Below are 22,183 nucleotides of genomic sequence, written 5' to 3' on the forward strand. Positions count from 1 at the left end.
GTCCGGCACCATCAGCTCCTCGCCTCGCCCACGCCGACGCCGGCGCTCGCGGCGGCCCGAGCCCTGGCCACGCCCGGCGTCCGCTGTCACCGGAGCCTCCGTACGAAACCGCTCAGGGCGAGGGCGGCCAGGGAGGCGGCGGCCAGGGCCGCGTGCCGCCACATGCCGGGCAGGTCCCGCGTGGTGACCACCGGGTCCGGGGGCAGACCGTAGACCTCCGGTTCGTCCAGCAGCAGGAAGAACGCCCCGGCACCGCCGACCCCGTCGTCCGGGCTCTCGCCGTACAGCCGCGCATCGCTCACGCCCGCGGCATGCAGCTGCGCCACCCGGGCCGCCGCCCGCTCCCGCAGCTCCTCCAGCGGGCCGAACTGGATCGAGTCGGTCGGGCAGGACTTCGCACAGGCCGGTTCCATACCGGCGCCGAGCCGGTCGTAGCACAGCGTGCACTTCCACACCCGGCCGTCGTCCTCGCGCTGGCCGATGACGCCGTACGGGCAGGCGGGCACGCAATAGCCGCAGCCGTTGCAGATGTCGGGCTGGACGACGACCGTGCCGAACTCGGTGCGGAACAGCGCACCGGTGGGGCACACGTCCAGACAGGCGGCGTGCGTGCAGTGCTTGCACACGTCGGATGCCATCAGCCAGCGCAGTTCGGTACGGCTGCCGGGGGCGACCGGGGAGATCCGGGCGGCGGCCGCGAACACGTCGACGTCGTCGTGCGCGACCCCGGGCTCCGGTCCGCCGAACGGCTTGCGCTGCTCGACGAAGGCAACATGCCGCCAGGTGTCGGCGCCGAGGCTCTGGGTGTTGTCGTAGGACATGCCGGTCAGGGCGAGCCCGTCCTCCGGGACGGCGTTCCACTCCTTGCACGCCACCTCGCAGGCCTTGCAGCCGATGCACACCGAGGTGTCGGTGAAGAAGCCCATCCTCGGCGGGGCGTCGGGATAGCCGGAGGCGCCGGCCACATCCGGCTCGGGGCCGTACAGAAGATGTTCGCGGACCTCGCCGCCCTCCCTCATCGCCGCACCTCCTCGCTCGGGACTCCGCGCACTCCTCGGTCTTGAGCGTGGCACGGGTGCCCGCGCTCCGCTCGCGCGAAGCGGTCCAGGGGGTACGGCGCACCGATGACCGGGGGCACGGCGCACCGATGAACGGCCCGGTGCCGGGTGCGGGATCAGGTGCCGGTGACGACCCGCATGAAGACGACCGGTTCGGTGCCGTCGTTGCGGTAGGCGTACTGCTGGTCGCTGGCGATGACCGCGCTCCGGCCGGGAGCCACCACCTGCGGTCCGCTCTCCAGCGCCAGGGTCAGGCGGCCGGAGAGCACATGATGGATCTCCTGGGCGCCCGGCCGGTCGGGTTCGGCGTCGTAGCGGCCGCCGGGGGCCAGGGTCCAGCGCCACAGTTCGGCTGCCGGTTCCCGTGTCGCGCCCAGGAGCAGGGCCTGACTGCCGTCGGAGGCCTGCCATACGAGCGTGCCCTCGACCTGCTCGTCCGCCGCGTCCCGCTCGGGCAGGGCCAGCGCGGCGAAGTCGGTGTCCAGAGCCCGCGCGACGCGGTCGACGGTGGCGAGGCTCGGATTGGCCTGGCCCAGCTCGATGTCGGTGAGCATCCGCCGGCTGAGCCCGCCGGCCTCGGCCAGCCGCTGCACGCTCCAGCCGCGCTGCTTGCGCAGTGCCCGGATGCGCCCGCCGATGCGGGTGACGAACTCCTGCGCGGCGCTGCTGTCGGTGGCCGGCTCGCTGCTCATGATGAGCACTATAGTGCACAAAAACTTGCCCCAGCCGCCTAGTGAGCAATATATTGCTCACCGTGCGAGCAGTCACCACGCCCCATGTCCCCGAGCAGGCCGTACTGGCGGCGCTGCGCGATGCCTTCGCGGACCTTTCCCGCGGCACGTCGTCGGCACCCGGCCAGTTCGCCGTCGGTCTTCCCGGCGGCGGTGACGTCATCCACTACCCGGCCGTGCGGCCCGGCGCCGGGATCTACGCGGTCAAGGTCTCCCCGTACCCTCCGCGGCCGTCCGGCGGCGCGCTGGTCACCGCCTGGACGATGCTGGTGAGCCTGTCCACGGGGCAGCCGCTCGCGCTGCTCGACGCCTCGGGCCTGACCGCGGAGCGCACCGCGGCCACCACCGTGCTCGCCGCCGACCTCCTGCTGCCGTCCGACGACGCCCGCACCGCGGCCATCGTCGGATACGGCCGCCCCGGTCGTGCACACGCCCGCTACCTGCGCCTCGTCCGCCCCGGTATGGCCGGCCGCGCGTTCTCCCGGTCGCGGCCCCAGTCCGTGGACGACGGTGTCCAGGCCGTCGCCGGCGTCCGCGAGGCCGTGGCGGGCGCGGACCTGGTGATGCTGTGCACCTCGGTCGCCGGTGACGTACCGGACCCCTTGATCTGGCCCCGGGCACGGTCGTCACCTCGATCTCGGCCAACGCCCCCGACGACGGCCGCCGAGCTGGTCCAGGCCGCCGCGTCCGGCTGGGACGCCGCCGCGGTCCGCGGCGATCTGGCCGGTCTGGTCGCCGGCCACGCCCCACGCCCCGGCGGGCAGCGCCAGGTGTACTTCCGGTCCGTGGGCCCGGGCACCGAGGACGCGGCCGTCGCCCGGGCCGCCTACGAGTACGACACCGACACCACCGACACCACCGAGGAACAGCCCTGATGAAGATCCGCGAGTTCGAGGTCGAGCGCTGGATGAACGACCACGAGGAGACCTGCCGCTACAACCTGGCCGAGACCTGCGTCCGCTCGCTCACCACCGCGGAGCTGCTGGCCCTGTCCGGCCGCCGCGAAGAGGTACTGGCCGAGCTGGAGGCCACCCCGCTCACCTACGGCCCGATCCCGGGCAGCCTGCGCCTGCGCCTGCGCCGCCTGGTCGCCGGCCTCTACACGGCCCAGGGGCCGGACAACGTCCTGATCACCCATGGGGCGATAGGTGCGAACGCCCTCGTGCACAGCACGCTCGTCGAGCCGGGGGACCACGTCGTGGCCGTGGTCCCCACCTACCAGCAGCACTACTCCATCCCGGACAGCTACGGCGCCCGCGTCGACCACCTGCCGCTGCGCGAGGAGAACGGCTGGCTGCCCGATCTCGACGCACTCGACCGCCTGGTCACCCCGGACACCAGGCTCATCGCCGTCAACAACCCCAACAACCCCACCGGTGCCCTCATCGACGAGGCCGGTCTGACCCGCATCGCCAAGATCGCCGAGCGGGCCGGGGCATGGGTGCTGTGCGACGAGGTCTACCGGGGCGTGGACCAGCACGGCGACGGATTCACCACCTCCATCGCCGACCTGTACGAACGCGGCATCTCCACCGGCAGCATGTCCAAGCCGTTCTCGCTGGCCGGGCTGCGCCTGGGCTGGATCGTCGGCCCGACCGGACTGCTGGCCGACGTCGCCACGCACCGGGACTACAGCACCATCAGCGTCGGACGCGTCGACGACCTGCTGGCCTGCGTCGCTCTGGAGAACAAGGACGCGATCCTGGCCCGCGCCCACCGGATCACCCGCACCAACCTCGCCGTCCTGGACGAGTGGGTCACCGGCCGCGACGACATCGGCTACGTACGTCCCGCCTCCGGCACCACGGCCCTGCTGCGCTACCGCGCCCCGATCGGCTCCTACGCGTTCTGCACCCGCCTGCTGGAGCGGACCGGCGTCATGTTCACCCCCGGCGCCGCGTTCGGCATCGAGCACACCGTGCGCATCGGCTTCGCCGACGACACCGAGACTCTGCGCACCGGCCTGGACCTGGCCGGCGGGTTCCTCGACCACCTCGCCCAGGCCTGACCGTGGACGGACTCACTCCTCCTCGGCGGTGAGCGGCACGGTCGCCGTGACCCGCTTGCCGTGGGGCAGCCAGGTCACCTCGAGGCCGCGGGACAGCAGCGCGACGAGAAACAGCCCGTGCCCGCCGACGCGCAGGGGATCGGGAGGCCGCCGCCGGGGCGGCTCGGCAGAGGAGTCCGTCACCGAGACGCGCAGTGCGGCGCCGTCCGGCGTCAACTCCAGGCGCAGGGCGCACGGGCCGGGCGCATGCAGGGCCGCGTTGGTGACGAGTTCGCTGACGACGAGCCGGGCGTCCTGCACCGAGCGCCGCGCGGGCGCGGGCCGTACCCGGGAGAGCAGGGCGGCGACGGCGTCCCTGGCGTCGGCGATGCGGGGTACGCCGGTGTCCCAGGCACGGCTGTAGCTGAGCGGGCGGGGCCGCGTCGTCGCGTGCGCCCCGAGCGGGGTGTCCATACGCGGTCGCTCTCTCCCTCCTGGCCAGGATCTCTTCCTGTGCGTACGGGCTGTGCCCACGGGATTGTCCCGTCGATGCCCGGCTACCCGCTGAGCCGCCGAACAAGGTGACGTTCGCCGGGATTCCCCCGATTGCACAGGAACCCCCGGGTCACAGGCACCGGTCCGGGCGAATTACTTATGCTTGGTTGAACAGCCCAGACTGATAAACCTATCGTTAGTAACCATGGACACGGTTGCACTGGCCGCCGCGCTGCGGCTGACCATGGGCCGCACCGTCCGCCGACTGCGTCAGGCGCACGCGGTCGGGGACGTCACGCTGTCCGGTGTCTCGGTGCTGGCCCGGCTGGCCCGTACCGGTCCGGACTCGCCCGGCTCGCTCGCCGACTCCGAGCAGGTCCGGCCGCAGGCGATGGCCAGCACCCTCGCCGGACTCGAACAACGCGGACTGGTGAGCCGCACCCCCGACACGGCCGACGGCCGCCGGGCCATCGTGTCGATCACCGACGAGGGACGGACGATGCTGGAGCAGCGCCGTTCCGAGTCCGTGGGCCGCCTCGCCCGTGCCCTGGACGAGTTCACCCCGCAGGAGCGGCAGGCCCTGCAGGACGTCCTGCCCCTGCTCGACCGACTGGCGGAACGACTGTGACCGGCCCCGCACCCGCCCCGCACGGCCCCGCCTCGCGTGGCGCCGACGGGTTCGGCATACGCGCCCGGCTGCTCGCCGGTTCCGCCCGGCTCCGGGACACACCTCCGGGCCCCGGCTACAAGTGGGTCGCCCTCTCCAACACCACGCTCGGCGTCCTGATCGCCACCATGGACGCCTCCATAGTGATCATCTCGCTGCCGGCGATCTTCCGCGGCATCGGCCTCGACCCGCTCGCGGCCGGCAACATCGGCTATCTGCTGTGGATGATCCTCGGCTATCTGCTGGTGTCGGCCGTCCTCGTGGTCGTCCTCGGCCGGCTCGGCGACATGTTCGGGCGGGTCCGGATCTACAACCTCGGCTTCCTGGTCTTCGCGTGCGCCTCCGTCGCCCTGTCCCTCGACCCGTTCCAGGCGGGCGCGGGCGCGCTCTGGCTGATCCTGTGGCGTGTCGTGCAGGCCTTCGGCGGCTCCATGCTCACCGCCAACTCGGCGGCCATCCTCACCGACGCCTTCCCGGCCCGGCAGCGCGGCATGGCCCTCGGCATCAATCAGATCACCGCGCTCGCGGGGCAGTTCCTCGGCCTGCTTGCCGGCGGTCTGCTCGCCGCGGTCGACTGGCGGGCGGTGTTCTGTGTGAGCGTCCCGGTCAGCATCACCGGCACCGTCTGGTCGTATCTGAGCCTGCGCGAGACCTCGGCCGGCGGACGCGGCCACATCGACTGGGCCGGCAATCTCACCTTCGCCTCGGGCGCCGGCATCCTGCTGGCGGGCATCACCTACGGCATCCAGCCCTACGGCGGCCACCCCACCGGCTGGACCAGCCCCTGGGTGCTCACCGGCCTGATCGGCGGCGCCTTCCTGCTGCTGGTGTTCTGCTTCGTCGAGACCCGGACCGCCGAACCGATGTTCCGGCTCTCGCTGTTCAGGGTGCGGGCGTTCGCCGCCGGCAACCTGGCCGCGCTGCTGACCGCGATCGCCCGCGGCGGACTCCAGTTCATGCTGATCATCTGGCTGCAGGGCATCTGGCTGCCGCTGCACGGCTACGACTTCGAGGACACCCCGCTGTGGGCCGGCATCTTCATGCTGCCGCTCACCCTCGGCTTCCTCGTCGCCGGACCGGTCTCCGGCTATCTGTCCGACCGGTTCGGCGCCCGCCTCTTCTCCACCGTCGGGCTGCTCGTCGTCGCCGCGTCCTTCCTCGGCCTGCTGGCTCTGCCGGTGAATTTCGACTACGGCGTCTTCGCGGCTCTGCTGCTGCTCAACGGCCTGGGGCAGGGCATGTTCTCCTCGCCCAACACCTCCTCCATCATGGGCAGCGTGCCGGCCCGCTACCGTGGCGTCGCCTCCGGGATGCGCTCCACCTTCCAGAACTCCGGTACGGCCCTGTCCATCGGCGTCTTCTTCTCGCTGATGGTCTCCGGGCTCGCAGGCACCCTGCCGAAGACGCTCAGCGGCGGACTCCAGGCGCACGGCGTGCCCGCCGGGACCGCGCACGAGGTGGCCTCGCTGCCGCCGGTCAGTACCCTGTTCGCCACGTTCCTCGGCAACAACCCGATCGGCCATCTGCTCGGCGACGGCGGCACCCTGGACCATCTGACCGCCGCCCAGCGCGCCACCCTGACCGGTCACACCTTCTTCCCGGAGCTGGTCTCCGGGCCCTTCCACCACGGCCTGACCATCGTCTTCGGCGTGGCCACGGGCATGGCCCTGGTCTCCGCGCTCGCCTCCGCCCTGCGCGGCGGCCCCGAACGCGCCGACGGCGACCCGTCCGAGCCCGGCCCGGCCCACGGCACGAAAGGACAGCCGGCACGGCGCACGGCGCGCTCCTCGTGATGGACGTTCAGGGCTCCCTCGCGGAGCGCTTCGACGAGGACGACTGCCTGCCGCGCCTCGCCGACGCCGTCGAGGCCGCCCGCGAAGCCGGGCTGCCGGTCCTCTGCCTGGTCATCGGCTTCCGCCCCGGACATCCCGAAGTCAGCCCGGGCAACAAGGCGTTCAGCGCGGTCGCCGGTTCCGGCCGGTTCGCCGAGGGCGACCCGGGGGGCGGAGATCCACCCCGACGTCGCTCCGCGCCCCGGCGCGGTCGTGTTCACAAAACGGTGCGTGAGCGCGTTCGCGGGCAGCGACCTCGACCTGGTGCCAGAGCCTGTCGGGCGGATCAGGTCGCGGGAAAGTGACGGCGCTTCATCAGCGGTGGTGAGCGGGGGCGATGGGGGTGCGCCTGCGCGCGTATTCGAGTGTGGGGAGCGTCCAGCTGACAGGATCCGCCGGACAGGCCGCTAGGAGCGGGCGGGATCGGCCACCTCGTGCTCACCGGCATCGCCACCAGCGGCGTCGTGCTGTCCACCGTGCGCCAGGCCGCCGACCTCGACTACCGCCTGACCGTGCTCGCGGGCGGCTGCCTGGACAGCGACCCCGAGGTGCACGACGTCCTCACCCGGAAGGTCTTCCCGCGCCAGGCGGACGTGCTGTCCGTCGCCGAGTGGACCAAGAGGCTCACCGCGGACCGGTCCTGACCGGCGTACGCCCGCAGCGGGTGGCGGTCGGAGGGGTTCGATGGGAGACCGGTCAGTGCTCGCGGCGCCGTCGTACCACGTGCCGTACGGCGAAGGCCGCGATCAGCACGGCGGCGGCCACGAGGACGTAGAGCTGGTAGCGCGAGACCTCGTCGTAGACGGTCGTGATGTGGCTGCCGACCACGTAGGCCAGGGTTGTCCAGAGGCCGACCCACAGGGCCGCGCCGAGCGCGTTGAAGGCGAGGAAGCGGCGCCAGTGCATGCCCGTGGTGCCGGCGATGATGCCGTTGGCCTGGCGCAGGCCCTCGATGAACCGCGCCACGGACACGATCTGGCCGCCGTGCCGGCCGAAGAACGCCTCGGCCGCCGCGAACCGCTCCGGCGTCAGGAAGACGTACCGCCCCCACCGGTGTACGAAGGCCCGCCCGCCGACCCGTCCGATCAGATAACCGATGTTGTCCCCGACGACGGCCGCGGCGAACGCGATGAGCGCCACGGCCACGACGTTCAGCCGCCCCGCACCCGCGTACACCCCCGCGGCCAGCAGGATCGTCTCGCCGGGCGCGGGCACTCCGAAGTCCTCCACCAGGACCACGGCCCCTACGGCCCAGTAGCCGTAGTGGCCGAGCAGCGGCGCCAGATGCGCGAGCGGACCCGGAAGCGGAGGGGCGGACATGCCTCCACGGTACGTCGCCCCGATCGGCGCGCCGGTGCCCGGCGGCATGGCTCAGGGCCGACCGACGGTGTCCTGGCCGCGTACGACCGGGCGCGGGATGTCGCCCGCGACCGCGGATGCCGTGCGGCCGGTCAGCCGCAGCGCGAGCGGCTCGGTGTAACGGGCCGTCAGCGGGCCGAGGACGACGAGGACCAGCACATAGGCCGTGGCCAGCGGCCCGAGGCCGTAGTCGAGGACGGCGGTGACCGCGAGACCGGCGATGACGATGGAGAACTCGCCGCGCGCCACCAGGGTGCCGCCGGCCCGCCAGCGGCCCTTGGCCGAGATGCGGGCGCGCCGGGCCGCCCAGTACCCGGTCGCGACCTTGGTGAGAGTCGTCACGACGGCGAGAGCCAGCGCGCGCAGCAGCACCGGCAGGATGCTCGCCGGGTCGGTGCGCAGCCCGAAGAAGACGAAGAAAACACCGCCGCGAACAGATCCCGAGGAGTGCATGCGATCACTCCCGGCGGAGTATCGCCGCGGCCGCGTCGGCGCCCTCGCGGGTGCCGATCACGATCAGCGTGTCCCCGCCGGCCAGCCGGAAGCCGGGGCCGGGAGAGGGGATCGTCTCGGCGCGCCGCAGGACGGCCACGATCGACACACCGGTCTCGGTGCGCATCCGGGTGTCGCCGAGCAGCCGGACGTTCCACTACGACGCCGCGGACAGCGCGATGCGCTCGGCGACCAGGCCCAGTGCCATCGTGGACAGCAGGCTGGGGCTGTGATGCGTCGGATTCAGCGTGCCGGCGAGGGCCTCGGCCTCCTGGCCGGACAGCCGGATCGAGAGCGCGCAGGCGTCGGGATCCTCGCCCTTATCGGCGCTGAGCGTTCTCGAGCCGTCCCGGTGGGTGACCACCGACAGCCTGCGCCGATGCCCGACAACGGTCTCCTACTCGTGCGTACGGCGCCCACGGCTTCCCCCTGCCCGACTTGAATGTTTCTTGGTGAGAGCATTACTCGGAGCTTACCCCGGCGGCTTGCGGCCGGCGGAGGGGGTTCCGGTCGGGCGGGGGGTGCGGCGAATCGATCACGGATCGGCTCTGAATCGGGCCGCGAATGGGGCCGTGAATCGGTCGCGCGGGCAGTGCGGCGCGCGCCGGTCGGGAGGGAATGTCGCGAACTATGAGTCGGCACGGGCGGCGCCCGCGTCGTCATCGGCGACTGTCTGGCATGCGTGACACAGCTCGTGCTCCCCGTCGCGGGTGACGACGGTGCCCCAGCCGAGGCACACCTCGCAGTCGCGGGCGAGTCCCAGGTCGGGACGGGGAGGCAGAAGAGGGCTGCGGTGGGCTCCGTGCGCCATGGGGGTGGTGGCTCCTTGGAGGTCGCGGAGGAGAGATGACGGCGATGCCGTGGGTGATGACAACGCTGTCGGCGTGCCTCTAAGTATGTCCGACTTATCCCTTCTGTCTGTGACGCAGGTCACTCCCCGGCCGTCTCTTCGCCTCCGGTGCGTCACCCGAGCCGGCCCAATCGGGCCTCCCGCCACAGGTCCACGCCGCCCTCGGTCGCGTGCTTGTCGATCTCCGCCAGCTCCTCCGCCGTGAAGTCGGGGTTCTCCAGCGCGGCGACGTTCTGCTCCAGCTGCTCGGTGCGGGAGGCGCCGATGACGAGGGACGTCACCCGCTCGTCGCGCAGCGCCCAGGCCAGTGCCAGCTGCGCCAGCGTCTGCCCGCGCCGGGCCGCGATGTCGTTCAGGGCGCGCAGCCGCCGCAGCATGTCGTCCGTCAGCCACGACGTGTCGAACGACGTGCCGCGCGCCGCCCGCGAGTCCTCCGGCACGCCGTCCAGGTAACGGCCGGTCAGCAGGCCCTGGGCGAGCGCCGTGAAGCCGATGACCCCGAAGCCTTCCTCCTCGGCCGCGTCCAGCAGACCGTCGGTCTCGATCCAGCGGTTGAGCATGCTGTACGACGGCTGGTGGATCAGCAGCGGCGTGCCCAACTCCCGCAGGATCGCCGCCGCCTGGCGGGTGCGCTCGGCGTCGTACGAGGAGATGCCGACGTAGAGCGCCTTGCCCTGGCGTACGGCGGTGTCGAGCGCCCCCATCGTCTCCTCCAACGGCGTGCTCGCGTCCAGCCGGTGGGAATAGAAGATGTCCACGTAGTCCACGCCCATCCGGCGCAGTGACTGATCCAGCGAGGCCAGCACGTACTTCCGGGAGCCGCCGCCCTGCCCGTAGGGGCCGGGCCACATGTCCCAGCCGGCCTTGGTGGAGATCACCAGCTCGTCGCGGTACGGCGCGAGGTCCCGCTTCAGCAGCCGTCCGAAGTTCAACTCGGCCGCGCCGTACGGCGGGCCGTAGTTGTTGGCCAGGTCGTGGTGCGTGATCCCGAGGTCGAAGGCGCGCAGGGCGATCTCGCGCTGGGTCTCGAAGGGGCGGTCGTCGCCGAAGTTGTGCCAGTAGCCCAGGGACAGGACGGACAGGTCCAGCCCCGAGCGGCCGGTGCGCCGGTAACGCATGGTGCCGTCGTAGCGTGCGGGGTCCGCGACGTGGGTCATCGGGTCTTCTCCGGGTGGTGCCGTAGGGGGTGCCCCTCCGTGTCCGGACGGGCCCGTCCACCCTGTGCCTTCGCGTCGCGCAAGTCCAACCGCCGCCCCGGATGGGATTGAGCGGTTCCGCTTCTGAATCGGCCGCGCCCGAGCCACTCCCGCCGACGGCGCTTGTTCGATCCTACGAACTTCGCGCAGATCGGGTTACCGGTCCGCGGTGGCTCTGATAGGAAACTTTCCTACCAGTAGCGGTACGGACCAACTCCCCACCCCCCGCCCCGACTTGGAGTCCAAGTGGTGCACGCAGACCGCGAAACAGCCCCCGCCACCGTCTCCCGCCGCACCGTCGTCGCCGTGCTCGGCGCCGCCGTCGCCTCCGGCGCGCTGCTCGGAACCCAGCGCGCCCTCGCGGCACCCGCGGCCCCCACGGCCGCGTCGGGCCTCGACGACCCGGCGAAGAAGGAGATCGCCATGGAACTGGTGTCGAGCGCGGAGAACTCCTCGCTCGACTGGAAGGCCCAGTACAAGTACATCGAGGACATCGGCGACGGCCGCGGCTACACCGCCGGCATCATCGGCTTCTGCTCCGGCACCGGCGACATGCTCGACCTCGTCCAGCTCTACGCCGACCGCGAGTCCGGCAACACCCTCGCCAAGTACCTGCCCGCCCTGCGCAAGGTCAACGGCAGCGACTCGCACGACGGCCTCGACCCGAACTACCCCAAGGACTGGCGCAAGGCCGCCCAGGACACGGTGTTCCAGCAGTGCCAGAACGACGAGCGCGACCGGGTCTACTTCAACCCCGCGGTCGCCCAGGGCAAGGCGGACGGCCTGCGCACCCTGGGCCAGTTCTGCTACTACGACGCCATCGTCATGCACGGCGACGGCGACGACCCCACGAGCTTCCGCAACATCCGCAAGCGCGCCCTGCGCAGCGCCAAGCCGCCGGCGCAGGGCGGCGACGAGACGACGTACCTCAACGCCTTCCTCGACGCGCGGGTGTGGGCCATGAAGCAGGAGGAGGCGCACAGCGACACCAGCCGGGTCGACACCGAACAGCGGGTGTTCCTGCGCAAGGGCAACCTCGACCTGAACACCCCGCTCGACTGGAAGGTGTACGGGGACAGCTACCACATCGGCTGACCCGCGGGCCCTACGACGCGTGCGGCAGGCCCTCCGGCGCGGGCACCGGCTCCACGGTGCGCAGCCCGGCGGCCTGCCGCTTCGTGATCCGCTCGATCAGAGTGACCGCCAGGGCGGCGGCCGGCACGTCCAGGGCCTGCGCCGCCACGAGCAGCGGCAGCGAGGTACCGCCCGCCACCTGGGTACCCACCAGGGACAGCACCGCATGCCCGAGCCAGGCCGCCCACCACGCGTTGACGAGCAGGTCCCCACGGCCCGGGTCCGCGCCGGCGGGGCCGCTCGCGCGCCGCACGTCGAGCAGGAGCCCGCGTGGCGCCCAGAAGTTGATTCCCGGGATCAGCCACGCGAGTACGGCCCACGCGGCCGAGCCGCGCACCGCACCGGGCGAGAGGAGTTCGGCGTTGCGCCGGCAGCCGGCGAACCACACCAGGAACAGCACGACCGCCGCCGTCATCACATAGACGTAGATCATCGACACCCGGGCGGCCTCGGCGGCCGTCGAGGCCGACGGATGCAGCAGATGAGCGCGGACCTTCAGCGCTCGGACCCACTCGACGCCGGCCGCCGCCGCTACGGTGAACTGGGCGGAGCGAGCGAGGAACCAAGGGGCCTGGGGGGTGGATCCGGTCACGGTGGAAGACCTGTCTGGGGAAGGCGCCCTGCACGGGCGGCAGTACGGCGCGAAGATCGGAGCACCGGATCATAAGGCCGGGCGCACTCGCGTGGCAGGGTCCTGACGAGCAAAGATGGGCGGTGAGCGATCGATCCGACGATGCGGAGGAACGGACCCATGCCGCACGAGCGAGCCGGCCGGCCGGCCGGTTTCGAGGACCTTGTCGACGTGGCCCGGCTGGTCACGGCCTACTACGCACTGCACCCGGACCCGGCCGACCTGGCCCAGCGGGTGACGTTCGGCACCTCCGGGCACCGGGGTTCGTCCCTGGCGACCGCCTTCAACGAGGACCACATCGCCGCCACCAGCCAGGCCATCTGCGAGTACCGCACGGCCCAGGGCACCGACGGCCCCCTCTTCCTCGGTGCCGACACCCACGCCCTGTCCGAGCCCGCGAAGGTCACCGCGCTGGAGGTGTTCGCCGCCAACGGAGTGACCGTGCGCATCGACAGCGCCGACGGCTACACACCCACCCCCGCCGTCTCGCACGCGATCCTCACCCACAACCGCGGCCGCGCCTCCGGCCTCGCCGACGGCGTGGTCGTCACCCCGTCCCACAACCCGCCCGCCGACGGCGGCTTCAAGTACAACCCGCCGAGCGGCGGACCGGCGGCCTCCGACGCCACCTCCCGGATCCAGGACCGGGCCAACGAGATCATCATGGGCGGCCTGAAGGACGTACGCCGAGTGCCGTATGCGCGAGCGCTCGCCGCGGAGACGACCGGGCGGTACGACTTCCTCGGCGCCTACGTCGGCGATCTGCCGAACGTGCTCGACCTGGACGCGATCCGTGCGGCCGGCGTGCGCATCGGTGCCGACCCGCTCGGCGGTGCCTCCGTCGCCTATTGGGGCCGTATCGCCGAACAGCACGGCCTCGACCTCACCGTGGTCAACCCGCACACCGACCCCACCTGGCGGTTCATGACGCTGGACTGGGACGGGCAGATCCGCATGGACTGCTCCTCGCCGTACGCGATGGCCTCCCTCATCGAGCAGCGCGACCGGTTCCGCATCGCTACCGGCAACGACGCCGACGCCGACCGGCACGGCATCGTCACCCCGGACGCCGGCCTGATGAACCCCAACCACTACCTCGCGGTCGCCATCTCCTACCTCTACCGGCACCGCGACCAGTGGCCCGCCGACGCGGGCATCGGCAAGACGCTGGTCTCCTCGACGATGATCGACCGGGTCGCCGCCGACCTCGGCCGTCAACTGGTCGAGGTTCCGGTCGGGTTCAAGTGGTTCGTGGACGGACTGGCCGGCGGCACGCTCGGGTTCGGCGGTGAGGAGTCGGCCGGCGCGTCCTTCCTGCGCCGCGACGGCTCGGTGTGGACCACCGACAAGGACGGCATCCTGCTGGCCCTGCTCGCCTCCGAGATCACGGCCGTCACGGACCGGACGCCGTCCGAGCACTACGCGGGCCTGACCGCCCGCTTCGGCGCACCCGCTTACGCCCGCATCGACGCGCCCGCGACCCGTGAACAGAAGGCGCTGCTCGGCAAGTTGTCCCCGGCGCAGGTCACCGCCGGCACGCTCGCCGGAGAGGCCGTCACGGCCGTCCTCACCGAGGCACCCGGCAACGGCGCCGCCATCGGCGGCATCAAGGTCACGACGGAGAACGCCTGGTTCGCGGCCCGCCCCTCCGGCACCGAGGACGTCTACAAGGTCTACGCCGAGTCCTTCCTCGGTGCCGGCCATCTCGCCCGGGTGCAGGAGGAGGCCCAGGCCGTGGTGCTGGGCGCGCTCGGCGGCTGATGCGTCGTCCGGCGGCCTCCGGCATCGCGTACCGGTGGCCGCCGCCGGCTCAGCCGTGCCGGTGTCCCTCGTCCAGCCGGGCCAGGACCGCACGTGCCATGGCTTGCTCCCCCTGGGCGTTCGGGTGGGCGGGGGCCGCGGGCGCGGCCGGCTGCAGCGGTTCGATCCAGCGGTCCGCGGGTGCCTTGCACATGTCGTGGCCGATCGTGGGAGCGTAGGTGTCGGCGTAGTCCGCCCGGTTGAGGCCGGCCACCACGCGCAGCATCAGGTTGAGCCGCTTCTCGGTGTCGCGCAGGTAGGCGAAATCCTTCCGGGCGAAGGGGACCTGCGGGAAGCAGCCGCTGCCGTCGTCGGGCAGCAGGTCCGGGTAGCCGACGACCAGCACGCGTGCGTGCGGAGCCCGGGCGTGTACGGCCCGCAGCACCCGGTCGACCTTCGGCGCGGTCCGTACGATCGCGAGGGTGAGCTGGTCGTAGCCGGACGCCTGGTAGGAGCGCTCGCAGGGGTTGCCCGTCGGGTCCTGGGCGGCGAGGTGGGCGCAGGTGCTGATGATCGGGCCGAACCCGACGTCGTTGCCGCCGATCTGGACGGTCACCAGATCCGTGTCGTGCCCTACTGCGTCGAGTTGGGGCTTGTTGGTGCCCTGCGCCTGCCACATCTCGGCGGTCGTCGCGCCGGAGCAGCTGACGTCCGTGAAGGCGGTCACCTGCCGCTGTGCCGCGACCAGCGTCGGGTAGTTGTGGTCGGAGCGCGCGCAGTGCGCGTCCACCTGGCTCGGGATGCCCGGGCCCGCGGTGTAGGAGTCGCCGAGAGCCACGTAACGGACATCGCGGCCCGGTCCGGCGGGGTGCGCGGCGGCTGGTGTCGTGGAAGCCGCGACGAGGGCGCACCCGCCCAGCGCCGCCACCACGGCAGCCCGCCGCCGGACTCTCGTGCCGTCCGCTGAACGTGTGTCGTTCGCCATGAATCCTCCCCCTGAGCGGGTGTATCGCCCGGTCGGCGCACCGGAGCGCGCCACTCGTGCGTTCGACTGGGTCTGTATACCGCCCGGTAGGTCTCGCGGACCAGCAGCGCGGGGCAACGAGTTGAGGAGGCGGGGCCAACCGGTGTTCTGCACTACCCCATCCGGTGGCTTCTCGCCACCGCAGCGTTATTCGCGGCTGCGATTTCCTGATCATTCCACTATCGAGCCCTTGGGACTGACCAGACGTCATAAAGCTCTGACCCAAGTCGAGGAGAGTGGAGAGTATGACGACATCGCCGCGACGGCGATCCGTTCTGGCGTCGGCCGCCACCGCCGCCGCGCTGGCCGCAGCCACGCTGGCGAACGCGGGAGCCGGCTACGCCCAGGACCGCACCACCCCGCCCCCGTACCCGAACGAACCGGCACACCCGCGTCACGTGGAGAAGCCCACGTCTCCGATGAAGCCCGAGTACCCGGCGCATCCGGAGAAGCCCTTCGCCCCGGTGAAGCCCGAGTACCCGGCGCATCCGGAGAAGCCCGCCGTTCCCGTGAAGCCGGAGTATCCGCAGCGTCCGGTGAAGCCGGCGTATCCGGAGAAGCCTGCTAAGCCCGCTATGCCGGTGAAGCCGGAGTATCCGCAGCGTCCGGTGAAGCCGGCGTATCCGGAGAAGCCTGCTAAGCCCGCTATGCCGGTGAAGCCGGAATATCCGCAGCGTCCGGTCAAGCCTGAGTATCCGGAGAAGCCTGCGTACCCGGTGAAGCCGGAATATCCGCAGCGTCCAGTCAAGCCTGAGTATCCGCAGCGTCCGGTCAAGCCCGAGTATCCGGTGAAGCCGGAGTACCCGCAGCGTCCGGTGAAGCCGGAATACCCCGTGAAGCCGGAGTACCCGCAGCACCCGGTGAAGCCGGAGTACCCGGTCAAGCCTGAGTATCCGCAGCGCCCCGTGAAGCCGGAGTACCCGGTCAAACCGGAGTATCCGCAGCACCCGGTGAAGCCGGAGTACCCGGTGAAGCCTGAGTATCCGCAGCGCCCCGTGAAGCCGGAGTACCCGGTCAAACCGGAGTATCCGCAGCACCCGGTCAAGCCGGAGTATCCGCAGCACCCGGTGAAGCCGGAGTACCCGGTGAAGCCTGAGTATCCGCAGCACCCGGTCAAGCCCGAGTATCCGCAGCGTCCGGTGAAGCCTGAGTATCCGCAGCACCCGGTCAAGCCCCAGTATCCGCAGCCCCCCGTGAAGCCCGAGTATCCGCAGCCCCCGGTCAAGCCCTCGAAGCCGCACGAGGAGCACCACGAGGAGCACCACGAGGGCGGCGGGGAGGAGGGCGGCGACTGAAGGAAGCCGGAAGATCCGTGAGAGATGGCCAGGCCGCCCCGTACAGGGCGGCCTGGCCGCGTTCCCAACACCCGGCCGAAAAACGGCAGTTGGCTGAGAAGTGTGCACGCGCACAACCGGTGGGCCGCGTTCCGCCGAAGGTGGGGCGTCTCGTCCCCGCCAATACCCCGACCGCCGCACTACCCGCCCGGCGCGCCCGCCACGGCTCTCCCGGCACCCGCCGGCAGGGTGCGGGGATCCAGCTCGCGAGCCTTCGTCACGTATCCATCACGAGTTCTTCACGTAGCGAACACTTTCGGCCGACCTGCGTGCGGAGGCTCTCCCGTGGGGCAGACGGCGTGCCGATCGCGTGCCTAGCCTCCCGGGCCATGCGATCACCTCTGATGAGACGTCTCGGTCTCACCGCCGTCCTCGCGTTCGTCCTCACTGTCTTCGGATTCGCCCCCGGCGCCAGTGCCGCCGAACCCGCGCCGGCCGCCCTGGCCTTCGCCACCGACAGCGCCACCACCACCCCCGGTGGCACGGTGAAGCTGTCGATGACGATCACCAACAACAAGACCTACGACGTCTGGTTCGTGTACCAGACCATCGACCCGACCTGGCTGACCACGCAGCGCCCGGACCTGAAGTACAGCTTCACCGGCTGCAGTCTGGCTACCGCCGCCGGCGCCACGTCCTGTTCCGGCACCGGCCCGAGCAACCTCGGCGGCAACTACGGCGCCACCATCCCGCCCGGCCAGAGCCGCACCGTCACGCTGACCCTGCGGATCGCCGCCGACTCCGGCTGCAACGGCAACATCGGCTTCTACTCGTACTACTACGCCGAGTTCAGCGACAGCACCAACACCAGCGGCGGGCCTGTCTACACACCCGAGACGCGAGTGCTCTGCGCCTGACGGATGCCCCGGTTCCGCGGCCGGGGGACCGGATCCGGCCTCCCCGCCCAACGTCCCGCGCGGCGCGCACCATCCACACCTCGCCCGGCGGACCCTCATGGTCCGCCGGTGCGTCGTACTGCGGCCGTACCTGCGGAACGGATCCGTCCGTCAGTGGCGTCCCCTCATGCGGGCGACGGAAAAAGTGTCAACGGGGTTGCCCCCGTGGGCCGTTGGATACCTGTGATTTTCCGTCAGGTTTCGTAACACGCCCACAAAAGCTACACAGGGCCATCACCATGTGACGCGACGGATGCGTCGACGACCGGCTTCTGAGGGGGATGCCGGCGTCACGCAAGGGGGTGGGTCCGCTCTGCGGAGCTGTACTCACCCCTGCCCGGGGAGGGGACTTCACCGCATGAAGCGGACCATCCGCACCGCGCTGGCCTTGGGCGCGCTGACCGCCGCGCTCGGCCTGCAGGCCGGCCCGGCCCAGGCCGACACCACCGCGCCGCGCATCGACCTCAGAGTCCTGGTGGTGAGCGACGGTGGTCCGGCCACCGACGCCATCGCCGCCGAACTCGACGCCGCCGGAACGCCGTACACCGAGGTCGACCTCACCAGCTCCACGCGGCCTGCTATCGACGCCGGCTTCCTCGCCGACACCGTCGACGGCCGGCCGCGGGCCAGGTTCCAGGCCGTCGTCCTGCCCAACGACAACCCGTTCACCGCCGGCAGCGCCGAGATGGCCGCGCTGGCCTCCTACGAGCAGACCTACGCCATTCCGCAGGTCGACGCCTACACCTACGCCCGGCCCCAGGCCGGCCTGCAGGTCCCGACCTCCGGCGGCTACTCCGGCAGCATCGACGGTATACAGGCCCAGGTCACCGACGCCGGCAAGGCCGGACCCTTCGGCTACCTCAAGGGCACGGTGCCGTTCGAGGACAACTCACCGTCGGTGGGCGAGAGTTACGCTTATCTGTCGACGCCCGCGCCCGGCGCCGACTTCACCCCGTACGTTCAAGCCCCCATCCCCGGCAGCTCCCGGCAGGGCTCGCTGGTCGGCGAATACCGGCACGACGGGCGGCGCGAGCTGGTCGTCACCTTTGTCTACAACCAGTACCAGGAACAGTTCCGGCTGCTGTCCCGCGGCATCGTGGAGTGGATGACCGGCGGGGTCCACCTCGGCGCCTCCCGCAACTACTTCGCCGTGCACGTGGACGACGTGTTCGGTGCCGACGACCGCTGGGACACCGAGCTGAACTGCACGCCCGGCGACGTCGACTGCACCAACAGCTCGGTCACGCCCAGCCCGATCCGGATGACCCCGGCCGACGTCGACTACGCCACCGCCTGGCAGAACAGCCACCACTTCACCCTCGACCTCCTCTACAACGGCGCGGGCAGCGTCGACCAGCGCGCGGACAACAACGGCGTCGACCAGCTCGCCGACAAGCTCATCGCCGACCGGAACCAGTTCCGCTGGGTCAACCACACCTACACGCACGCCTTCCTCGGCTGCGAGCAGGACACCACGGTCGTGCCCTGGAAGTGCCGGACGAACGCCGACGGCAGCACCAAGTGGGTCGGCCGCGCCACCATCGACTACGAGATCGCCGCCAACCGCGCCTGGGGCCAGGTCGCCGGACTCCCGCTGGACGCCAGCGAGTTGGTGACCGGTGAGCACTCCGGACTGCGGATCCTGCCCCAGCAGCCCGACGACAACCCCAACCTGGCGCCCGCGCTCTTGGACAACGGCGTCAAGTGGCTCGGCTCGGACAACTCCCGCGACCCCGAGCAGCGCCAGGTCGGACCGGCGGCCACCGTCTCCCGCTACCCGATGAACGTCTTCTACAACGCGGGCAGGGCGAGCGAGGAGACCGACGAGTACAACTGGCTCTACACCAGCCGCGCCCAGGGCGGCAGCGGCATCTGCGAGGACAACCCCGCGACGACCACCTGCCTCCCGGCGCCGCTGGACACCGGCACCGGGTTCCAGGACTACATCGTGCCGCTGGAGACCCGTATCGCCCTCGGTCATGTGCTCTCCGACGACCCCAAGCCGCACTTCATCCACCAGTCCAACCTCGCCGAGGACCGCATCGCCTACCCGGTCCTGAACGGCGTACTCGACGGCTACGACGCCCTGTTCGCGGCCGACACCCCGCTGGTCAACCTGCGGATGAAGGACATCGGCACCGAACTGCAGCGCCGCGCCGCCTGGACGAGTGCCGTGCACGCCGGTCAGATCACCACCTACCGCATCGGCGACACCGTCACCGTGCAGGCGCCGGGCGGCACCTACGTCACCGCGACCCTGCCCACCGGCACCACCCTCGGCGGCGGCGCCTTCGGCACCGCCTACGCGGGCCAGACGTCCGGCTGGGCGTCCTCCTCCGGTACGGCGCTCACCTTCACCCTTCCGTCGTCCGCCGCCGCCCCGGCCGTCACCGCGCACACCGGCACGGCGGCCACCGCTCCGGCTCCGCGCGCCAAGGTTCCGGCCGGCGTGACTCGGCAGGTCCCGTACACCCCGGAGAGCTGAACGGCACACCGCACCGGGGGCCGGTCCGGCGGCAGCCGCCCGACCGGCCCCGGGTCCCGGCCGCCCGCAGGGACCCGCACGACCACCCCACACCGAGGCCGTGGAGCACCATCGATGCACGTTCAGCACGGCGTGCGCCGCCCCGGCGCGGCGCACGTCACCCTGCTCACCGAAGGCACCTACCCGCACAGCCACGGCGGCGTCAGCGTCTGGTGCGACCAGCTCGTCCAGGGCATGCCCGACCTGGACTTCGAGGTCGTCGCCGTCACCGGCACCGGACGCGAACCCGTCGTATGGGACCTGCCCGCCCATGTCCAGCACGTGCTCTCCGTACCCATGTGGGGAGCGCCGCCGGAAGGCCGCCCGCCCCGGGGCCGCGCCCTGCGCCGACTCGCCGTCGCCTACGAACGCTTCCTGACCGCCCTGCTCGACCCGGACACCGAGGACCAGTTCGCCCCCGGGCTGTACGCCCTGGCCGGGGCGGCGGCCGAGGGCACGCTGAGCCCGTTTCTCCGCGGGGACCGCGCCATCGCCGTCCTGGCCGCGGTGTGGAACCGCCGCGGCCTCGCCGTCCGCGAGGCCCGGCCCACCCTGCACGACGCGGTCACCGCCACCGCCCTGCTGGAACACGCCCTGCGCCCGCTCGCCGCGCCACCGCCCCGGCACGGCGTGGCCCACGCGGTCAGCGGCGGCGTCGCCGTCCTGCCCGGACTCGCCGGCCTGGCCCGTCATGACGTCCCGCTGCTGCTCACCGAGCACGGCGTCTATCTGCGCGAGCGTTACCTCGGCTACCGCACCGCCCCCTACCGCTGGCCGGTGAAGGCCGTCGTCCTCGGCTTCTTCCGGCTGCTCGCCGAGGAGAGCTACCGCCGGGCCGCCCTGATCACCCCGGGCAACCGCTACAACCGGCTGTGGGAGGAGCAGGGCGGCGCCGACCCGCAGGCCATCCGCACGGTCTACAACGGGGTCGATCCCGCCGCCTTCCCGCCGGCCGGCCCCGAACCCGGCGTGCCGACCCTCAGCTGGGCGGGCCGGGTGGACCCCATCAAGGACCTGGAGACCCTGATCCGCGCCTTCGCCCTGGTCCGGGCCGAGATACCCGAGGCCCGGCTGCGGCTGTTCGGCGGCACACCGCGCGGCGGAGAGGCGTACCGGGAGCGCTGCGAAGCACTGGCGGCCGAGCTGGGGCACGCGGACGCCGTCACGTTCGAGGGCCGGGTCGACGACATCAAGGACGCCTACGCGGCCGGGAACGTCGTGATGCTCTCCAGCATCAGCGAAGGCTTCCCGTTCACCCTCATCGAGGCCATGTCCTGCGGCCGGGCCACCGTCTCCACCGACGTCGGCGGCGTACGCGAGGCCGTCGGTGACACCGGGCTCGTCGTTCCGCCGCGCGATCCCGCCAGCATGGCCGCGGCGGCTGTACGGCTGCTGGGCGACCCCGAGCGCCGCAGGGCGATGGGGGAGGCGGCCCGGCTGCGCGTGATCGACCAGTTCACCCTGCGTCAGACCATCGACACCTTCCGCTCCATCTATCTCGAACTGCCCACTCTGGAAAGACCGTTGACGATCCTGCCGCAGCCGGCCGGCGCGGGGAGCCTGGCCGGATGAGCGGACCCATGGCTCTCGAACCGGGCGGCACCGAACGGGACACGCTCGCCCTGCGGCTCGCCGTGCCGCCCGCCCGCGCCCACGACGACCACGCGCCCGTGCGGAAGGCCGTCAGCCGGCTCGCCGCCGAACTCGCCGACCGCATCGGCCCCGCCGTCCACCCCTACGAGGTGGCCGCCCTGCTGGAGGCCGAGGGCCTGACCGCGGACCAGATCGAGGAACGGTACGGCCATCCGGACCTCTTCGCCCTCGCCACCGCCCTCTACGCACAGGTGCCCCGGACCTTCCCGGAACCCGCACCGGCAGCCGACCCCTGGCGCCCCGACCACGTCCGCTCCCTGCTGCGCGGGGTGGTGTTCGCCCTGCCGGGGCTGGCCTATCCGCTCACCGCACCCCTGTGGCACCCGGGTCGGCACGCCGCCGCGCTGATCCTCGCCGGACTGCTCTCCTGGGCGTGGGGCCAGGCGCTCGGCCACCGCGCGCACGTACGGATGGCGACCGGCCGCCACGAGGCGGCCCGCACTCTCCTGACCGGCGCACCCCTGGGCGCCGCGCTCGCCACGGCCGCCGCCGCCCCGTTCGCCGGCAGCGCCCCGGTGATCGCGGCGACGGCAGCACAGTCGCTGTACCTCGCGGCGGCGGGCGTCCTGCTGGTCCTGGC

Annotated in this window: 18 protein-coding genes and 5 pseudogenes; 13 read left to right on the forward strand and 10 right to left on the reverse strand. The window is 71.8% G+C overall.

The annotated features are described in order from the left end of the window. Nucleotides 1–86: 86 nt before the first annotated feature. Together M878_RS88310 and M878_RS88315 are read right to left on the reverse strand one after the other, a co-directional pair. Nucleotides 87–1,019, reverse strand: coding sequence for a 4Fe-4S dicluster domain-containing protein (locus M878_RS88310; protein ID WP_023553184.1), 933 nt, complete (start codon nucleotides 1,017–1,019; stop codon nucleotides 87–89). A 155-nt stretch (nucleotides 1,020–1,174) separates the two neighbouring features. Next, entirely contained in the window at nucleotides 1,175–1,750 is a 576-nt protein-coding gene (locus M878_RS88315) for a helix-turn-helix domain-containing protein (protein ID WP_031227089.1), read from the reverse strand. Nucleotides 1,751–1,812: 62 nt separating this feature from the next. Between M878_RS88315 and M878_RS88320 the strand changes: the two genes are divergently transcribed. Both M878_RS88320 and M878_RS88325 read left to right on the forward strand, forming a co-directional pair. Beyond that, a complete protein-coding gene (locus M878_RS88320) occupies nucleotides 1,813–2,664 on the forward strand; it encodes an ornithine cyclodeaminase family protein (protein ID WP_158692840.1) in 852 nt (283 codons plus the stop codon). After that, complete coding sequence (locus M878_RS88325; RefSeq protein ID WP_023553187.1) at nucleotides 2,664–3,797, forward strand: aminotransferase; 1,134 nt, start codon at nucleotides 2,664–2,666, stop codon at nucleotides 3,795–3,797. Before M878_RS88320 ends, M878_RS88325 begins: the two co-directional genes overlap by 1 nt. Nucleotides 3,798–3,809: 12 nt before the next feature. Here the strand turns inward: M878_RS88325 and M878_RS88330 are convergent, their stop codons facing one another. Further along, nucleotides 3,810–4,250: an ATP-binding protein gene (locus M878_RS88330; protein ID WP_023553188.1), complete on the reverse strand. Its 441-nt coding sequence runs from the start codon at nucleotides 4,248–4,250 to the stop codon at nucleotides 3,810–3,812. A 226-nt stretch (nucleotides 4,251–4,476) separates the two neighbouring features. Between M878_RS88330 and M878_RS88335 the strand changes: the two genes are divergently transcribed. The 4 genes and pseudogenes from M878_RS88335 to M878_RS000000101195 form a co-directional block, all read left to right on the forward strand. Continuing rightward, nucleotides 4,477–4,899, forward strand: a complete 423-nt coding sequence (locus M878_RS88335; protein WP_023553189.1) for a MarR family winged helix-turn-helix transcriptional regulator — start codon at nucleotides 4,477–4,479, stop codon at nucleotides 4,897–4,899. A 167-nt stretch (nucleotides 4,900–5,066) separates the two neighbouring features. Further along, nucleotides 5,067–6,731 carry an MFS transporter gene (locus M878_RS88340; RefSeq protein ID WP_245238446.1) on the forward strand — a complete coding sequence of 555 codons (1,665 nt, stop codon included), beginning with the start codon at nucleotides 5,067–5,069 and terminating at the stop codon, nucleotides 6,729–6,731. Further along, nucleotides 6,731–7,037: pseudogene (locus M878_RS000000102035) on the forward strand (cysteine hydrolase family protein); the annotation flags it as partial. The gene M878_RS88340 and the pseudogene M878_RS000000102035, both read left to right, overlap by 1 nt. Before the next feature lie 140 nt (nucleotides 7,038–7,177). Next, nucleotides 7,178–7,414, forward strand: a pseudogene (locus M878_RS000000101195) (cysteine hydrolase family protein); the annotation flags it as partial. A 52-nt stretch (nucleotides 7,415–7,466) separates the two neighbouring features. Here M878_RS000000101195 and M878_RS88350 read toward each other — a convergent pair. From M878_RS88350 to mgrA, 5 genes and pseudogenes are all read right to left on the reverse strand, one after another. Further along, a complete protein-coding gene (locus tag M878_RS88350; RefSeq protein ID WP_031227095.1) occupies nucleotides 7,467–8,090 on the reverse strand; it encodes a DedA family protein in 624 nt (207 codons plus the stop codon). Nucleotides 8,091–8,141: 51 nt separating this feature from the next. Continuing rightward, nucleotides 8,142–8,572: pseudogene (locus M878_RS88355) on the reverse strand (cation:proton antiporter domain-containing protein); the annotation flags it as partial. A gap of 14 nt (nucleotides 8,573–8,586) precedes the next feature. Next, nucleotides 8,587–9,041, reverse strand: a pseudogene (locus tag M878_RS88360) (cation:proton antiporter regulatory subunit). Nucleotides 9,042–9,249: 208 nt separating this feature from the next. Then, nucleotides 9,250–9,432 (reverse strand): hypothetical protein, encoded by a 183-nt coding sequence (locus M878_RS88365; protein WP_023553197.1) that lies wholly within the window; start codon nucleotides 9,430–9,432, stop codon nucleotides 9,250–9,252. 152 nt (nucleotides 9,433–9,584) lie between these two features. Next, entirely contained in the window at nucleotides 9,585–10,628 is a 1,044-nt protein-coding gene (gene mgrA / locus M878_RS88370) for an L-glyceraldehyde 3-phosphate reductase (protein ID WP_023553198.1), read from the reverse strand. A gap of 285 nt (nucleotides 10,629–10,913) precedes the next feature. On the opposite strand from mgrA, the gene M878_RS88375 reads away from it, so the two are divergent. After that, nucleotides 10,914–11,762 (forward strand): chitosanase, encoded by an 849-nt coding sequence (locus tag M878_RS88375; protein ID WP_023553199.1) that lies wholly within the window; start codon nucleotides 10,914–10,916, stop codon nucleotides 11,760–11,762. Between the two features lie 10 nt (nucleotides 11,763–11,772). Here M878_RS88375 and M878_RS88380 read toward each other — a convergent pair whose 3' ends face one another. Further along, nucleotides 11,773–12,393 carry a DUF4328 domain-containing protein gene (locus M878_RS88380; RefSeq protein WP_023553200.1) on the reverse strand — a complete coding sequence of 207 codons (621 nt, stop codon included), beginning with the start codon at nucleotides 12,391–12,393 and terminating at the stop codon, nucleotides 11,773–11,775. 159 nt (nucleotides 12,394–12,552) lie between these two features. Here M878_RS88380 and pgm point away from each other — a divergent pair, with 159 nt between their 5' ends. Then, the gene (pgm, locus tag M878_RS88385) at nucleotides 12,553–14,193 is read left to right on the forward strand and encodes a phosphoglucomutase (alpha-D-glucose-1,6-bisphosphate-dependent) (protein ID WP_023553201.1); all 1,641 of its coding nucleotides are present in this window, start codon (nucleotides 12,553–12,555) and stop codon (nucleotides 14,191–14,193) included. 49 nt (nucleotides 14,194–14,242) lie between these two features. Here pgm and M878_RS88390 read toward each other — a convergent pair whose 3' ends face one another. Next, entirely contained in the window at nucleotides 14,243–15,157 is a 915-nt protein-coding gene (locus M878_RS88390; protein WP_023553202.1) for an SGNH/GDSL hydrolase family protein, read from the reverse strand. 284 nt (nucleotides 15,158–15,441) lie between these two features. Here M878_RS88390 and M878_RS000000100685 point away from each other — a divergent pair, with 284 nt between their 5' ends. The 5 genes and pseudogenes from M878_RS000000100685 to M878_RS000000100690 form a co-directional block, all read left to right on the forward strand. Continuing rightward, complete coding sequence (locus tag M878_RS000000100685; protein ID WP_023553203.1) at nucleotides 15,442–16,491, forward strand: hypothetical protein; 1,050 nt, start codon at nucleotides 15,442–15,444, stop codon at nucleotides 16,489–16,491. 368 nt (nucleotides 16,492–16,859) lie between these two features. Further along, a complete protein-coding gene (locus M878_RS88400) occupies nucleotides 16,860–17,387 on the forward strand; it encodes a hypothetical protein (protein WP_031227101.1) in 528 nt (175 codons plus the stop codon). 397 nt (nucleotides 17,388–17,784) lie between these two features. Next, complete coding sequence (locus tag M878_RS88405; RefSeq protein WP_023553205.1) at nucleotides 17,785–19,911, forward strand: hypothetical protein; 2,127 nt, start codon at nucleotides 17,785–17,787, stop codon at nucleotides 19,909–19,911. Nucleotides 19,912–20,025: 114 nt separating this feature from the next. Beyond that, a complete protein-coding gene (pelF, locus tag M878_RS88410) occupies nucleotides 20,026–21,522 on the forward strand; it encodes a GT4 family glycosyltransferase PelF (protein ID WP_023553206.1) in 1,497 nt (498 codons plus the stop codon). Then, nucleotides 21,519–22,183: pseudogene (locus M878_RS000000100690) on the forward strand (hypothetical protein); the annotation flags it as partial. The gene pelF and the pseudogene M878_RS000000100690, both read left to right, overlap by 4 nt.

Origin of the sequence: Streptomyces roseochromogenus subsp. oscitans DS 12.976, assembly GCF_000497445.1 — a bacterium.
Taxonomy (GTDB): Bacteria; Actinomycetota; Actinomycetes; order Streptomycetales; family Streptomycetaceae; genus Streptomyces; species Streptomyces oscitans.